The 14,890-nt window shown below is 70.3% G+C and carries 16 protein-coding genes and 1 pseudogene; 9 read left to right on the top strand and 8 right to left on the bottom strand.

All coding sequences use genetic code 11. The annotated features are described in order from the left end of the window. Positions 1–132, top strand: a pseudogene (locus ACTWQO_RS45120) (GTP 3',8-cyclase MoaA); the annotation flags it as partial. Between the two features lie 5 nt (positions 133–137). On the opposite strand, the gene ACTWQO_RS45115 reads toward ACTWQO_RS45120, so the two are convergent. After that, entirely contained in the window at positions 138–377 is a 240-nt protein-coding gene (locus tag ACTWQO_RS45115) for a hypothetical protein (protein ID WP_443243210.1), read from the bottom strand. 208 nt (positions 378–585) lie between these two features. Continuing rightward, the gene (locus ACTWQO_RS45110) at positions 586–984 is read right to left on the bottom strand and encodes a DUF3099 domain-containing protein (protein ID WP_443243209.1); all 399 of its coding nucleotides are present in this window, start codon (positions 982–984) and stop codon (positions 586–588) included. Between the two features lie 244 nt (positions 985–1,228). On the opposite strand from ACTWQO_RS45110, the gene ACTWQO_RS45105 reads away from it, so the two are divergent. Beyond that, on the top strand, positions 1,229–1,507 hold the full coding sequence (locus tag ACTWQO_RS45105) for a GlsB/YeaQ/YmgE family stress response membrane protein (protein WP_443243208.1): 279 nt from the start codon (positions 1,229–1,231) through the stop codon (positions 1,505–1,507). Between the two features lie 68 nt (positions 1,508–1,575). On the opposite strand, the gene tyrS is transcribed toward ACTWQO_RS45105, so the two are convergent. Genes tyrS through ACTWQO_RS45090 form a run of 3 tightly spaced genes read right to left on the bottom strand, consistent with a single transcriptional unit; the run spans position 1,576 to position 5,827 of the window. Next, positions 1,576–2,844 carry a tyrosine--tRNA ligase gene (gene tyrS / locus ACTWQO_RS45100; RefSeq protein ID WP_443243207.1) on the bottom strand — a complete coding sequence of 423 codons (1,269 nt, stop codon included), beginning with the start codon at positions 2,842–2,844 and terminating at the stop codon, positions 1,576–1,578. Between the two features lie 59 nt (positions 2,845–2,903). Beyond that, a complete protein-coding gene (locus ACTWQO_RS45095) occupies positions 2,904–4,307 on the bottom strand; it encodes a metallopeptidase TldD-related protein (RefSeq protein WP_443243206.1) in 1,404 nt (467 codons plus the stop codon). Then, positions 4,304–5,827 (bottom strand): TldD/PmbA family protein, encoded by a 1,524-nt coding sequence (locus ACTWQO_RS45090; protein WP_443243205.1) that lies wholly within the window; start codon positions 5,825–5,827, stop codon positions 4,304–4,306. Before ACTWQO_RS45090 ends, ACTWQO_RS45095 begins: the two co-directional genes overlap by 4 nt. 237 nt (positions 5,828–6,064) lie before the next feature. On the opposite strand from ACTWQO_RS45090, the gene fabG reads away from it, so the two are divergent. From fabG to ACTWQO_RS45075, 3 genes are all read left to right on the top strand, one after another. Then, positions 6,065–6,769: a 3-oxoacyl-[acyl-carrier-protein] reductase gene (fabG, locus tag ACTWQO_RS45085; protein WP_443243204.1), complete on the top strand. Its 705-nt coding sequence runs from the start codon at positions 6,065–6,067 to the stop codon at positions 6,767–6,769. Positions 6,770–6,774: 5 nt separating this feature from the next. After that, positions 6,775–7,542: an enoyl-ACP reductase FabI gene (gene fabI, locus ACTWQO_RS45080; RefSeq protein ID WP_301978785.1), complete on the top strand. Its 768-nt coding sequence runs from the start codon at positions 6,775–6,777 to the stop codon at positions 7,540–7,542. Between the two features lie 166 nt (positions 7,543–7,708). Continuing rightward, positions 7,709–8,062 (top strand): hypothetical protein, encoded by a 354-nt coding sequence (locus tag ACTWQO_RS45075; protein WP_443243203.1) that lies wholly within the window; start codon positions 7,709–7,711, stop codon positions 8,060–8,062. Here ACTWQO_RS45075 and ACTWQO_RS45070 read toward each other — a convergent pair. Next, positions 8,037–8,732, bottom strand: a complete 696-nt coding sequence (locus ACTWQO_RS45070) for a FadR/GntR family transcriptional regulator (RefSeq protein WP_362950422.1) — start codon at positions 8,730–8,732, stop codon at positions 8,037–8,039. The two genes, ACTWQO_RS45075 and ACTWQO_RS45070, sit on opposite strands and share 26 nt — an antisense overlap. Before the next feature lie 70 nt (positions 8,733–8,802). Between ACTWQO_RS45070 and ACTWQO_RS45065 the strand changes: the two genes are divergently transcribed. From ACTWQO_RS45065 to ACTWQO_RS45050, 4 genes are all read left to right on the top strand, one after another. Next, entirely contained in the window at positions 8,803–10,116 is a 1,314-nt protein-coding gene (locus ACTWQO_RS45065) for a CynX/NimT family MFS transporter (protein ID WP_443243202.1), read from the top strand. Between the two features lie 49 nt (positions 10,117–10,165). Beyond that, positions 10,166–10,285, top strand: a complete 120-nt coding sequence (locus ACTWQO_RS45060; protein WP_260859621.1) for an SGM_5486 family transporter-associated protein — start codon at positions 10,166–10,168, stop codon at positions 10,283–10,285. Positions 10,286–10,467: 182 nt separating this feature from the next. Continuing rightward, the gene (locus ACTWQO_RS45055; protein ID WP_443243201.1) at positions 10,468–10,674 is read left to right on the top strand and encodes a hypothetical protein; all 207 of its coding nucleotides are present in this window, start codon (positions 10,468–10,470) and stop codon (positions 10,672–10,674) included. A 65-nt stretch (positions 10,675–10,739) separates the two neighbouring features. Continuing rightward, positions 10,740–11,258: a SixA phosphatase family protein gene (locus ACTWQO_RS45050; protein WP_443243200.1), complete on the top strand. Its 519-nt coding sequence runs from the start codon at positions 10,740–10,742 to the stop codon at positions 11,256–11,258. A gap of 102 nt (positions 11,259–11,360) precedes the next feature. On the opposite strand, the gene serB is transcribed toward ACTWQO_RS45050, so the two are convergent. Both serB and ACTWQO_RS45040 read right to left on the bottom strand, forming a co-directional pair. Beyond that, complete coding sequence (gene serB / locus ACTWQO_RS45045) at positions 11,361–12,569, bottom strand: phosphoserine phosphatase SerB (protein ID WP_443243199.1); 1,209 nt, start codon at positions 12,567–12,569, stop codon at positions 11,361–11,363. Between the two features lie 170 nt (positions 12,570–12,739). Continuing rightward, positions 12,740–14,659 carry a streptophobe family protein gene (locus ACTWQO_RS45040; RefSeq protein ID WP_443243198.1) on the bottom strand — a complete coding sequence of 640 codons (1,920 nt, stop codon included), beginning with the start codon at positions 14,657–14,659 and terminating at the stop codon, positions 12,740–12,742. Between the last annotated feature and the right edge of the window lie 231 nt (positions 14,660–14,890).

The following is a 14,890-nucleotide window of genomic DNA, read 5'->3' as shown; positions in this document are numbered from 1 at the left end:
CGCTCCGACGCCCCCGACGAGGAGATCGCCCGCATCTGGCGCCTGGCCATGTGGGGCAAGAAGGCCGGCGCCGGCCTGGACGACCCCACATTCGTGCAGCCGGACAGGCCGATGTCGGCCATCGGGGGCTAGGCAGGCTAGGCCTCTTCGGGGGACTCCCACTCCTCCAGCGGGACCACGTCCTTCAAAAACCCCCGCACCCCGAGGAACTGCGAAAGATGCTCCCGGTGCTCCTCGCAGGCCAGCCAGGTCTTGCGCCGCTGCGGCGTGTGCAGCTTCGGATTGTTCCAGGCCAGCACCCACACCGCGGCGGCACGGCAGCCCTTGGCGGAGCAGATGGGAGAGGCCGGATCGTTGCCGGGGACGTTCAGATTCACGCCCCGACCCTAACCCCACAAAAGGCGACGCCGAGCAGCCACGGGGGGAGCTGCCCGGCGTCGGTCTGTCGCTCCGACGGGGGATGCGGAGCGCTTAGAAAGTATGTCACGAGTCAGTACCCGCTCGGCACTGGAACAACATGATTGATCTGAGCTTTTACTGAGCTTGGCGCGGAGCCGACCTCCGGCCGGAAAGCGTCCGCAAAGCTCACATCCGGTCGCTTCGCTCGCTTCTCGCGCCGGGCTCCGGTTCGGCCGCGGCGTCTTCCGCCGCCGGTTCCGCGAAGCCGTCGTCGTCCCGCGGCGGAGCGATCATCGGCGGCGTCGGCGCGGTCACGAACGTCGACGGAAGCGACGGCGCGTTCTCCCGCCCGGCGTTGGCGATGACCACCGAGATATAGGGGAGCACCGCCCCGAGCACCAACGCCACGATCGCGACGTGCCGTTCGACGTTCCAGAGCGTGGCCGCGAGGATCACGGACACCGTACGGACCGACATCGAGATGACGTAGCGCCGCTGCCGTCCGCGCACATCCTCCTGAAGGCCCGCCCGGGCCCCAGTGATCCGGAATACCTGGGCGCTGCCGCCACCATGCTGCTTCCGCATCACATTCCACCATCCGCCCGCATCGGACTCTCCCCGGCCCGTACCCGCTCCGCCCAGGCGGAGGAGCCGAGCCCGGACAGCCTCCACGTTACGCCGCACCTGCGTCGTCTACGAGACCGGGGCACCTCCGACCAGGGCGAGTGGCCTGCGCCGGAGCGTGTAGCGCCGTACCCGACATGCGCCGTAGCGCGAACGGGCCGACACTGGGCGTAATGCTCACGTCGAGCCGTACGAGGAGGCAGCCATGGGCTGGTTGTGGGCGATCATCGTGGGATTCGTGCTGGGGCTGATCGCCAAGGCGATCCTGCCCGGCAAGCAGCACAGCCCCCTCTGGCTGACCACCATCTTCGGCATGCTCGGCGCCATCGTCGGCAACTCCATCGCCCGAGGAGTAGGCGTCGACGAAACCGCCGGCATCGACTGGAGCCGCCACGCCTTCCAGCTGGTCGCAGCGCTGGTCATCGTGGGCGTGGGCGACATGTTGTACATGGCAACGCTGGGCAAGCAGAAGGCGCCCCGATAGGGGCGCGGGGAACTGCGCGACAAGCCACAACGAACCTGCGGCCAGGAGATCCCCGCACCCCTACGGCGCTACTCGCCCACGACCTCCACCGCCGCAAGACTCTTCTTGCCACGCCGCAGCACCAGCCAACGCCCGTGCAGCAGATCCGCCTCCACCGGGACGAAGTCCTCCGCGGCGACCTTCACGTTGTTCACGTACGCCCCGCCCTCCTTCACCGTGCGCCGCGCAGCCGACTTGCTCGCCACCAGCCCGACCTCGGCGAACAGATCGACGACCGGCCCAAGCTCGGCGACCCGCACATGCGGCACCTCGGAAAGCGCCGCAGCCAACGTCCGGTCGTCCAGCTCCGCCAGCTCGCCCTGGCCGAAGAGCGCGCGGGACGCGGCGATCACCGCGGCCGTCTGCTCCGCACCGTGCACCAGCGTCGTCAGCTCCTCGGCGAGCGCACGCTGCGCGGCCCGGGCCTGCGGCCGCTCCTCCGTCTGCTCCTCCAACTCCTCCAGTTCCGCACGGGACTTGAAGGACAGGATGCGCAGGTACGTCGAGACGTCCCGGTCGTCCACGTTCAGCCAGAACTGGTAGAACGCGTACGGCGTCGTCATCTCCGGGTCGAGCCAGATCGCACCGCCCTCGGTCTTGCCGAACTTGGTGCCGTCCGCCTTGGTCATCAGCGGAGTGGCGATCGCGTGCACGTTGGCGTGCGGCTCCAGCTTGTGGATCAGGTCGAGCCCGGCCGTGAGGTTGCCCCACTGGTCGCTGCCGCCCTGCTGGAGCGTGCAGCCGTACCGCCGGTACAGCTCCAGGAAGTCCATGCCCTGGAGCAGCTGGTAGCTGAACTCCGTGTAGCTGATGCCTTCCTCGGACTGCAGTCGCCGGGCGACCGAGTCCTTGGTCAGCATCTTGTTGACGCGGAAGTGCTTGCCGATGTCGCGGAGGAACTCGATGGCGGACATGCCTGCCGTCCAGTCCAGGTTGTTCACCATGACCGCGGCGTTCTCACCTTCGAAGGTGAGGAACGGCTCGATCTGCGAGCGCAGCCGGTTGACCCAGGCGGCGACCGTCTCCGGGTCGTTCAGCGTGCGCTCCGCGGTCGGGCGCGGGTCGCCGATCTGACCGGTCGCGCCGCCCACGAGGGCGAGCGGGCGCAGCCCCGCCTGCTGGAGCCGGCGCATGGTGAGGACCTGGACCAGGTGGCCGACGTGGAGGCTGGCCGCCGTCGGGTCGAAACCGCAATAGAACGTGACGGGACCGTCCGCGAGCGCCTTGCGCAAAGCGTCCTCGTCAGTGGAGAGGGCGAACAGCCCCCGCCACTTCAGCTCGTCGACGATGTCCGTCACGGTTCTCGTATCTCCCTGAAGCGATCTTGTCGGCGGTCGAGTGACAGCCGACTACGAGGTTATACGCCCTGACTGACAGAGCTCATATTGAAGTCCGGCACCCTCAGCGCGGGCATGGCGGCCCTGGTGAACCAGTCGCTCCATTCCCGCGGCAGCGTCTTTTCCGTGCGCCCCGCCTCGGCCGCCCGCCCCAGCAGATCCACCGGCGACTCGTTGAACCGGAAGTTGTTGACCTCGCCGGTCACCTCGCCGTTCTCGACGAGGTAGACGCCGTCCCGGGTCAGGCCGGTGAGCAGCAGCGTGGCCGGGTCGACCTCGCGGATGTACCAGAGGCAGGTCAGCAGCAGGCAGGGCCCACGATGGTCCGTGCTCGCGACCATGTCCTCCAGGGACCGGTCCGTGCCGCCGTCCAGGATGATGTTGTCGATCGCGGGCGCCACCGGCAGCCCGGTCAGTCCCGCGCTGTGCCGACTGGTCATGAGGTGCCCGAGCTCACCGGCGCGCACCCACTCGGTCGGCTTCAGCGGCAGCCCGTTGTCGAAGACCGACTGGTCCCCGCCGGAGGAGTGCGCGATCACGAAGGGCGCGGACTCCAGGCCCGGCTCGTTCGGGTCGCTGCGCAGGGTCAGCGGCAGCTCGGTGAGCTTGTCCCCGACGCGGGTGCCGCCGCCGGGCTTGGAGAACACCGTGCGGCCCTCGGTGGCGTCCCGGCCCGACGCCGACCACATCTGGTAGATCAGCAGGTCGGCGACGGCGGTCGGCGGCAGCAGCGTCTCGTATCGGCCCGCGGGCAGCTCGATCCGCCGCTGTGCCCAGCCGAGCCGTACGGCCAGCTCGGCGTCCAGCGCCGCCGGGTCGACGTCCTTGAAGTCCCGGGTCGACCGCCCCGCCCACGCCGAGCGCGTACGGTCGGGCGACTTGGCGTTCAGCTCCAGCGTCCCGTTGGGCTGGTCATGACGGAGCCGCAGACCGGTGGACGTCCCCATGTACGTCGACACCAGCTCGTGGTTGGCGAAGCCGTACAGCTCGCGGCCACCCGCACGCGCGCGTGCGAACGCCTCACCGAGCGCCGGGGCGAAGTCGGCGAACACGGTGGACGACGTCTCGGCCGGGGCGTCGGTGAAGTCCTCGGACGCCGGTACGTCCGTGACCAGGGGCTGCGCGTCCTCGGCGGGGCCGGCGCCGCGTGCGGCGGCCTCGGCGGCGCGCACCAGCGGCTCCAGCTCGTCGAGGGTCACCGCGGAGCGTGAGACGACGCCGGAAGCGGTGCCCTCCTTGCCGTCGACGGTGGCGATGACCGTGAGCGTGCGCCCGCGCGTGACACCGTTCGTGGTGAGCGCGTTGCCCGCCCAGCGCAGATTGGCGGTCGACTGCTCGTCGGCGATCACCATGCAGCCGTCGGCCCGGGACAGCTCCAGCGCCCGCTCGACAATCTCGTGCGGCTTGCTCGTACGCGCGCTCATCGACCGGCCTCCTGCGTGGTGTTCAGAATGTTGACGCTCTTGAAGAGGGCGGACGGGCAGCCGTGCGACACGGCCGCGACCTGACCCGGCTGGGCCTTGCCGCAGTTGAAGGCGCCGCCCAGGACATAGGTCTGCGGACCGCCGACGGCCGTCATGGAGCCCCAGAAGTCGGTGGTCGTCGCCTGGTAGGCCACGTCCCGCAGCTGACCGGCCAGCCGCCCGTTCTCGATCTTGAAGAACCGCTGGCCGGTGAACTGGAAGTTGTACCGCTGCATGTCGATCGACCAGGACCGGTCGCCGACCACATAGATGCCGCGGTCCACGCCCCCGATCAGATCCTCCGTGGACAGCCCGGCGGGGTCGGGCCGCAGGGACACGTTGGCCATGCGCTGCACGGGCACATGGCCGGGGGAGTCGGCGTACGCGCACCCGTTGGACCGCTCGAACCCGGTCAGCTTCGCGATCCGCCGGTCCAGCTGGTAGCCGACGAGCGTGCCGTCCTTGACCAGGTCCCAGGACTGTCCCTCGACGCCTTCGTCGTCGTATCCGATGGTCGCAAGTCCGTGCTCGGCCGTGCGGTCACCGGTGACGTTCATCAGCTCGGAGCCGTACTTGAGCTTGCCGAGCTGGTCGAAGGTGGCGAAGGAGGTGCCGGCGTAGGCGGCCTCGTAGCCGAGGGCGCGGTCCAGCTCGGTGGCGTGGCCGATGGACTCGTGGATGGTCAGCCACAGGTTGGAGGGGTCGACGACGAGGTCGTACGGCCCCGGCTCGACACTGGGGGCGCGCATCTTCTCGGCGAGCAGCTCGGGGATCCGGGCGAGTTCGTCGTCCCAGTCCCAACCGGTGCCCGTCGCATACTCCCAGCCACGTCCGACGGGCGGCGCGATGGTACGCATCGAGTCGAACTCGCCGCTCGACTCGTCCACCGACACCGCCGTCAGCTGCGGATGCAGCCGCACCCGCTGCTGCGTGGTCACGGTTCCCGCGGTGTCGGCGTAGAACTTGTTCTCGTGGACGGTGAGCAGCGACGCGTCGACGTGATCGACCCCGTCCGCCGCCAGCAGCCGGCCGCTCCAGTCCGCCAGCAGCGCGGTCTTCTCCTCGTCGGGCACGGTGAACGGATCGATCGCGTACGACGAGATCCACGTCTTCTCGGAGTGCACGGGCTCGTCGGCGAGCTCGACACGTTCGTCCGACCCGGCCGCCCGGATCACCTGCGCGGACAGCTTGGCCATCGCCACCGCCTGCGAGGCGACCTTGGCGGCGGCGTCGAGCGTCAGATCCACGCCGGACGCGAATCCCCACGTTCCGCCGTGCACGACCCGCACCGCGTACCCGAGGTCGGTGGTGTCCGAAGACCCGGCGGGCTTGCCGTCCCGCAGGCGCCAGGACGCGCTGCGCACCCGCTCGAACCGGAAGTCCGCGTGCGCTGCCCCCAGCGCACGCGCGCGTGCCAGCGCGGCGTCGGCCAGGGCGCGTAGCGGAAGTGCCGTGAAGGCTTCGTCGATCGTATGAGGCACGGAGGTCTCCCTGCTGTCGTGGCCTGTCGGCTCCGATCATGTCGCCCATCCCGGCGACGGACCACAGGTTTCCGGCTGACGTGCGCCTCTTTCTGTAGGGACCCCACAGTGAGTGCCGTTCGCCGCTGTCGGTGCCCGATTGTCCGCAGAAGGGCGGGGACCGATAGGTTTTTGGAGTGAAGCCGCCTGTCATCCAGGTGTTTCGGGGGAACCAACCGCTAGTGAAAGGGTGATCCGTTGAGCCGCTCGGTTCTCGTCACCGGAGGCAACCGGGGCATCGGCCTCGCCATCGCCCGCGCTTTCGCCGACGCCGGCGACAAGGTCGCGATCACATACCGCTCGGGTGAGCCACCGTCCGGCTTCCTCGCCGTCAAGTGCGACATCACCGACACCGAGCAGGTGGAGCAGGCCTACAAGGAGATCGAGGCCGAGCACGGCCCGGTCGAGGTGCTGATCGCCAACGCCGGTGTCACCAAGGACCAGCTCCTGATGCGCATGACCGAAGAGGACTTCACCTCGGTCATCGACACCAACCTCACCGGCACCTTCCGCGTCGTCAAGCGCGCCAATCGCGGCATGCTGCGCGCCAAGAAGGGCCGTGTCGTCCTCATCTCCTCGGTGGTCGGGCTGTACGGCGGTCCCGGTCAGTCGAACTACGCCGCCTCCAAGGCCGCCCTGGTCGGCTTCGCACGTTCCCTCGCCCGTGAGCTGGGCTCACGCAACATCACCTTCAACGTCGTCGCGCCAGGCTTCGTCGACACCGACATGACGAAGGTGCTCACCGACGAGCAGCGGGCCGCCATCGTGTCGCAGGTGCCGCTCGGCCGGTACGCGCAGCCGGACGAGGTCGCCGCCGCGGTGCGGTTCCTCGCCTCGGACGACGCCTCGTACATCACTGGAGCCGTCATTCCCGTTGACGGCGGACTGGGAATGGGTCACTGATCACCATGAGCGGAATTCTCGAGGGCAAGCGCGTCCTGATCACCGGTGTGCTGATGGAGTCCTCCATCGCCTTCCACGCCGCCAAGCTGGCCCAGGAGCAGGGCGCCGAGATCATCCTGACCGCGTTCCCGCGGCCCACGCTGACCGAGCGCATCGCCAAGAAGCTCCCCAAGCCCACCAAGGTCATCGAGCTCGACGTCACCAACGACGAGCACCTCGGCCGCCTGGCCGACATCGTCGGCGAGGAGCTCGGCGGCCTCGACGGCGTCGTGCACTCCATCGGCTTCGCGCCGCAGGACGCGCTCGGCGGCAACTTCCTCAACACGCCGTTCGAGTCGGTCGCCACGGCCATGCACGTCTCGGCGTACTCCCTGAAGTCGCTGACCATGGCCTGCCTGCCGCTGATGCAGAACGGCGGCTCGGTCGTCGGACTCACCTTCGACGCGCAGTACGCGTGGCCGCAGTACGACTGGATGGGCCCGGCCAAGGCCGCCCTGGAGGCCACCAGCCGCTACATGGCGCGTGACCTGGGCAAGCAGAACATCCGCTGCAACCTGATCTCCGCGGGCCCCATCGGCTCCATGGCGGCCAAGTCCATCCCGGGCTTCTCGGAGCTCGCCTCGGTGTGGGACACGCGCGCCCCGCTGGAGTGGGACCTCAAGGACCCCGACCCGGCCGGCCGCGGCATCGTCGCCCTGCTCAGCGACTGGTTCCCCAAGACCACCGGCGAGATCATCCACGTCGACGGAGGTCTGCACGCCATCGGTGCGTGACGCACGACCGATCTGCCAGAGGGCTCGCGTTCCGCTCAGGGGCGCGGGCCCTTGGCGCGTCACCCGTTCGGCCCACCCGCCGGGCGCGGAAGGGCGACCACCGCACACCCTGGATTACGCGTTCACCACACGCTTCCCTCCCCAGCACGGCCGAGGAGGTCCCGTTGTGCGCATGTCCCGCAGCCTGGCCTCAGTGACCGTCGCTCTCGCTCTCGTGCTCTCCCTGTCGTACGAGGCGATGCCCCACGCGCGCGTGAAGGTACGGCCAGCCGCCGCGCCGGAGCCGTTCGGCGCCGCGTGCCGTAGCAGGGTCATCGGCTCCTACGTGATCGCGTTCTGCCACAACCCGTATCCGCGAACGGACAGCGTCCGTCTGCACATCGAGTGCGACCGCTGGTGGGACGTCGACAGTGACGGTGCCGCGGTCGACGCGGGGCCCGCGCAGACCGTGCGGCTGACCGGCCGCTGCTGGAAAGAGGTCCGCTCGGTCTGGGTCAGTCACCGGAAGCGGGCGCTGTGAACCGACCGGGACGGCACAGGAACGGATAGCTCGCGGCCTCCGCGGCCGCTGCTGCCGTGTCCCCCGCCCGGATCGCGTCGACGAGCCGAGTGTGGTCCATGTACGTCTCCGGGGTCAGCTCCTGGCCGACGTCCTCGCGTAGCCAGTCCCGCAGCACCTCGCTCAGGTCCGCGTACATGGCCGTCATCGCGTCGTTGTGGGAGGCGGCCACCACCGCCAGGTGGAAGGTCGTGTCCGCCGCCACAAAAGCCTCCGCGTCGCCCGACGCCCACGCCTCCTCGCGCCGCACCAGCAGCGCGTCGAGCTGCTTGAGGTCCTTCTCGGTACGCCGCTCGGCGGCCAGTCTCGCCGCGCCGGACTCCAGTGTGGAGCGCAGTTCGGCGATGTGCCGCGGGTCGGCGTCGGCGAAGCGGCGGTGCATCACGCCCGCCAGCTCACTGGTCGCGACCACGTAGGTGCCGGAGCCCTGGCGGATGTCCAGCAGGCCGTTGTGCGCGAGTGCGCGGACGGCCTCACGCACCGTGTTGCGGGCGACGCCGAGCTGCTCGACCAGCTCGGGCTCGGTCGGGATGCGCGAGCCGACCGGCCACTCGCCCGAGGTGATCTGGTTCCGCAGCGCGGCGATGACCTGCTCGGACAGCGCCGATCTGCGGGGGTGACTCAGGGGCATGGCTCACCTTCGCACGGGACGGCAGGCCGGGGGCGGCCGGAGGGTGGACAACCAATCATCCCATGATTCTATGATGGGCCTCATGGCAAGCGAGGAAACCCGGACGACAAAGCCCCCGACGATACGCAGCTCGGCACCCGTGACAGGCGAATCCCCGACCTCCACGCGCGCGTGGACGACCCGACTGGTCGTCCTCGGTATCGTGCTCGCCGCCGTCAACCTCCGCCCCGCCATCACCAGCCTCGGTGCCCTCCTGGAAGAGGTCCGCGACGGGCTCGGCATGAGCGGCAGCGTGGCCGGCCTGCTCACCTCGGTGCCTCCGCTCTGCTTCGCCGTGTTCGGCGTCATGGCCCCGCGGCTCGCCCGCCGCTTCGGGCCGGGCGCGGTCGTCTGCGCCGGGATGGCCGCCATCACCGCGGGCCTGTTGATCCGGCCGTATGCCGGGAGCGTGCCCGGATTCCTGGCCGCCAGCGCCCTCGCGCTGATGGGCATCGCGGTCAGCAACGTCCTCATGCCGGTCATCGTCAAGCGCTGGTTCCCGGACCGGGTCGGCTCCATGACCGGCCTGTACTCGATGGCCCTCGCCCTCGGCACCGCCGCAGCGGCGGCGGTGACCGTGCCCATGACCGACGCGCTGGGCGGCAGTTGGCAGTCCGGGCTCGCGGTGTGGGCGGGGCTCGCGGCGGTGGCCGTACTGCCGTGGATCCCGCTCGCACGGCCGCGGGGAGCGCAGCCGCCCACCGAGGTGCACCCGCGTGTGGAGCCCGGCACCGAAGCGCACGCGCGCGTGGAGCCCGCTCTGCGCATCACCCGCAGCCGTACCGCGTGGGCGCTCGCCGTCTTCTTCGGGCTCCAGGCCACCGCCGCCTACATCACGATGGGCTGGATGGCGCAGATCTTCCGCGACGCGGGCGTGCCCGCCGGCACGGCCGGGCTGCTGCTGGCCGTCACGATGGTGATGGGCGTGCCGCTCGCCTTCGTCATCCCGCGCGTGGCCACCCGCCTGCCCCATCAGGGCCCGATCGTGATCGTGCTCGGTGTCTGCGGTCTCGCCGGATACGCCGGCCTGTACGCCGCTCCGGCCGGCGGCGCCTGGGCCTGGGCGCTGCTGCTCGGCGTCTCCAACTGCGCGTTCCCGCTGGCCCTCACCATGGTCGGGATGCGGGCCAGGACCGGCGCGGGCGTCGCCCAGCTGTCGGCGTTCGCGCAGAGCACGGGGTATCTGATCTCCATCCCAGGACCGCTCCTGGTGGGCGTCCTCTACCAGCACAGCGGCGGCTGGGGCCTGCCGATCGCGCTCATGACCGGCTTGATGATCCCCCAGATGATCGTGGGCGTCCTGGCGGGCCGCGACCGCACGGTGGAGGACGAGGCGGCCCGCTGAGCCGCACCCCCGCAGGCCGGGCCTGCTCGGCGGGTGCGACACTGGGCGCATGTCGCCAGTGCTCGACCCGAACCCGCAGAACGGCCAGAAGAAGATGCTCCTCGTCTTCGGCTCGTTCTTCGCCATCTTCGTGATCATCGCCATCATCGCGACGATCGCTTCGCCGTGACGATCACCTCACCGTGACCGCCCGCGGGCCCGATGGTGGTGCTAGCCCCACCATCCCCTAGGGGGCGAGTGTCAGGGTCAACTGGGTGGATCACCGGATGGGTTGAGGGCCCGGGAGTCCGTAACTTCGAGATGTGACCGCGAGTGGCGGGCACGGATCACTCGAAGACTCACGGAGGCGTCATGTCGGCCCCAACGCAGACCCGGCTCCACCCGGCGCGCTCGGGCCGCCCGGACACCAGGCTGCCCTGGTGGGCCCTGGCTCTCCCCGCGCTCGCGTTCGTCACCCTGCTCCTGTTGATACTCAACCCGTCCGACGCGCACGCGGCGACCGCGGACCCGGCGATCACCCGGCTCTTCGAGCACATTCTGCAGCTGATATCGCGCTGAACACCTGCTGAGCCGCCCGTCAACTCCCTGCGCCCGTTGGCGTGTTTCATGCGAAGCTGGGACGCATGAGCGTCGCAGAACCCCGCAGGATCGTCCTCTTCCGGCATGCGAAAGCCGACTGGCCACAGGTGACCGACCACGAGCGGCCGCTCGCTGAGCGGGGCCGCATGGACGCAGCAGTCGCCGGACGCAAGCTCGCCGACACCCACATCCCCTTCGATCTGGCCCTGTGCTCCACTTCGGCCCGGACCCGGGAAACCTGGAAGCTCGCCGTCCAGGAATTCCCCCACCGGCCGAAAACCGTCTATGAGGAGCGGGTCTACGAGGCCTCGCCCGGCGAACTGATCGCCGTGCTGAACGAAACCCCCGACGACGCGCAGAACGTCCTGATGATCGGCCACAACCCGGGCATCCAGGGCCTCGCCGAAATCCTCGCGGGCTCGGCCGAGGGTGACGCCCTGGAGCGGCTGAGCCGCCGCGGCTTCCCCGCCGCCGCCTTCGCGGTCCTGTCCTTCGATGGCTCCTGGAAGTCCCTGGAACCGGGCACGGCCACCCTGCGCGACTACTGGGCACCCTCCGAATAACCCCACGCGACCGGCAAGGGGCCCGGCACCGCACCGGTGCGGGCCCCTCGTACATCTCATGGCCTCGCCTGCTCATGCCCGTCCGGACAGGGCCCCGTCCGCTCAGTCCTCGTCGTGGGTGTCCGCCGCCTCGACCTCTTCGCGGGTGACGCCCAGCAGATAAAGCACCGTGTCGAGGAACGGGAAGTTCACCGCGGTGTGCGCGGCCTCGCGGACGACCGGCTTGGCGTTGAAGGCCACTCCCAGCCCGGCCGCGTTCAGCATGTCGAGATCGTTGGCACCGTCACCGATCGCCACGGTCTGCGCCAGCGGCACACCCGCCTCGGCGGCGAACCGGCGCAGCAGCCGCGCCTTCCCCGCCCGGTCCACGATCTCGCCGGTGACCCTCCCGGTCAGCTTCCCGTCGACGATCTCCAGCGTGTTGGCCTGCGCGAAGTCCAGGCCGAGACGTTCCTTCAGATCATCCGTGACCTGAGTGAACCCGCCCGACACGACGCCCACTTGGTAGCCGAGCCGCTTCAGCGTACGGATCAGCGTGCGCGCGCCCGGCGTCAGCCGCACCTCGCTGCGCACCTTGTCCACCACCGAGACGTCGAGCCCCTTCAGCAACGCCACGCGCGCGTGCAGCGACTGCTCGAAGTCGAGCTCCCCGCGCATCGCGGCCGCCGTCACCTCGGCGACCTCCGCCTCGCAGCCGGCGTGCGCGGCGAAGAGCTCGATCACCTCGTCCTGGATGAGCGTCGAGTCCACGTCCATGACGACCAGACGCTGTGCGCGCCGGTGCAGTCCCGCGGCCACGACCGCCACATCGACACCCAGTGCCGCCGCGTCGGTCACCAGGGCGGTGCGCAGCGGCTCGGTCTCCACGCCGGACACCGCGAACTCGACGGCCGTCACCGGGTACTTGGCGAGCCGGAAGATTCGGTCGATGTTGCCGCCGGTGCGCGTGATACGGGCCGCGACCGCGGCGGTAGCCTCCGCGGTGAGCGGATGCCCGAGCACGGTCACCAGCGAACGGCCGAGGCCGCGGGGCCGGTTGTCGCCCCTGCCGGAGATGATCTCCGCCTGCATCTTCATCGACTCCGCCCAGCTGTGGACGGTGGCCCGCAGGTCCCCTTCGAGCCCTCGCGGCGGCTCGGTCACCAGCACGCACAGCACCATCCGGCCACGCGTGACGACCTGCTCGATGTCGACCACGTCGACCGAGTAGGCGGCGAGGGTGTCGAAGAGGCCGGCCGTGATGCCCGGCCTGTCCTTCCCGAAGATCTTGACGAGAAGGGTGGGGAACTCTGAGGTCTGCGAAGCGCTCATGGTGCTCCCACCGTATCCGGCACCCCGTGCCCCTCGCCCCGCAGGTCCGCCCAGCGGACGCGGAACTCTGGATGTCGCTCGGGTGACAGCCGACTGACAGGCAGCTCACAGAGGGATGGCCGCCACCGACGGACACGGCACGGCCACCGGCCCGTCGGTTCAGTGTCCCTTCAGTGCCCCTTCGGCGCCCTCGGAGGTGGCGGCGGGGGCGGTGGAGGTGGCGGCGGCTGCCGCCGCTGGTCCGGCGGGGCTTGTTCCCCGCCTTCGCGGCGCGACTTGGCGGACCGTCGAGGCCACCGCGGCGGCGGCCCCATCGGCCGGGCCACCGTCGGCGCGCCGTACATGTCGCCGCCGGGCGGCGCCCCGCTCGCCGGCCGGGCGTCGGGGGAGGGCGGCGCGTCCGACCATTCCTGCCCGGGCGGCCTCGCTGCTCCCTGTCCCGGCCCGGGCGCCCGCGCCCCTCCCGGTTCCGGCCGCGCATCCTCCGGCTCCCGCAACTCGTCCGGCATCCGCAGATACGGATTGGTGGCCGGGTTCGGCGGCCGATACGACGCACCGGGCACATACGGCCCTGACTGCCCCGCATGCTGCGGAAACGTCCCGCCCTCGGCCGTCAGCCCCGCGGCTCCCGCCCCCACGTCACCGCGTGCCAGCGGCGACGCCGCCCGCCCCGCCGCTCCGGTCGCCCGCGCCAGCAGCGCCCCGGCGGCCCCCGCCCCCGCACCCCAGGCGGCACCCAGGAGCAACGCCATGCCGAGATGCCCGTGCAACTCGATCCCGGCCCCGAACGCGTCCACACCCAGGACCGACAGCGAGGCATCCACCGACACCTCCGTGAGCCACGCGAGCAGCGGCAGCGCCAGCGCGGTGACGATCCCGAGCCGCAGCGCACACCGCCCCGCGAAACCGAGGGCGCCTGGACCTCGTACAACAACTGGATCTCGTACGACCCCTGGATCCCGTACGCCTCCCGCACCCCCCACCACAGGCGTCCGCACCGCATGCAGCACCCCCGCCAGCAGCATCATCATCGCGGCGGCGACTCCGAGCAGCCACACCCGCCCGTCCAGCTCGGCCAGCCGGCTCAGGGAGACGGACTGGTCCACCTCGGAGCTCAGCAGATCGTCCATGGGAGCCGGCAGAAGGGCGGCCAGGGGACCGGACGCGCGGCCGTCCCACGGCACGAACAGACCGATGGGAATGCCCAGCCAGACGCCGTTCGGGGCGCCGAGCAGGGCCGCGCCGGCGATCCGCTTGGGGTTGTCGTCGCCGATCGCCGCGTACGCGGCTGCCGCGAACCCCGCCGCGACCGCCACCAGCAGCACCGTGACGAGAGCGGACACGGCAGGCCGTACCACTCGGTGGACGATCTCCCAGCCGTGCGGCAGGGGAGTGCGGCGGGAGGCCAGCAGGGCGATCAGCAGGACCCCCGCCGACCAGAACAGACCGCCGAGCAGGGTCGGCACCGTGTCGACGGTGAAGCCGACCGCCGCCTTGGCGTCGATGAGGTCGCCGACCTGATCGGGCAGCAGCCCGCCGATGTCCCCGATGTCACCCAACCCGGGAATCTCGACGCCGCCGCCTCCGCCACCGCCGGGCAGATCGTCGAGGCCCAGTGCGCTTCCGTCGATCGTGATGACGTCGTGCCCCGCCCAGGCCAGTCCGCCCAGCGTCGCCACGAAGAGGGTGATCACCGCGCCCGCGCGCGCGAGGAGTTCGGAACGGGAGATCACAACTCCGGCCGTGCGCAAGGACCGTAGGAAGAACCACGACAGCAGCAGCGCGCCGACCAGGCTCACTCCCAATGGCGTGATCTCGATGGCGGTGTTCGCCTCCGCGCCGGTCAGTCCGAATGCGGACACATCGCCCGCCGGTGTGACCGAACCACCCGCACCGAGTGCCACCACCGCCGCGGTCATCGGTCCGAGCGAGGCCGTCGAGTCCGCCTCCAGCAGATGCAGGCCGAGCGCGGCCGTGCCCGCCATACCTATCAACGCCCAGCTGACGGCGGCGATCGCGGACAGCAGGACGTCGCCCCAGGGCACGCTCCTGACTCGGTGAACGGTCTCGACGCTGGTGCCAGAGCTCATGGCAGACCCCCCGATCCGCAGCGCGGCGCTGCCGCCGCGTGTGTCCCCCTCGCGTGGGATTACCACTCTCCGGGCCGGTTTCAACCCCGTCAACGGAACCAGTCGAAGCGTGTGTGCGTGGTCCTCACAAGGCCCGGCTTTCAGTCAGGGGGCGGAGCCTGAAATAGTTCCCGACGATGTTCGACATCCCTAGACTCCCTGTGATGGGGGTAACTCGGGGGACTACTCAGT

The organism is Streptomyces sp. 4N124 (genome assembly GCF_052245395.1).
GTDB lineage: Bacteria > Actinomycetota > Actinomycetes > Streptomycetales > Streptomycetaceae > Streptomyces.
This window is presented reverse-complemented; position numbering and strand designations above follow the sequence as displayed.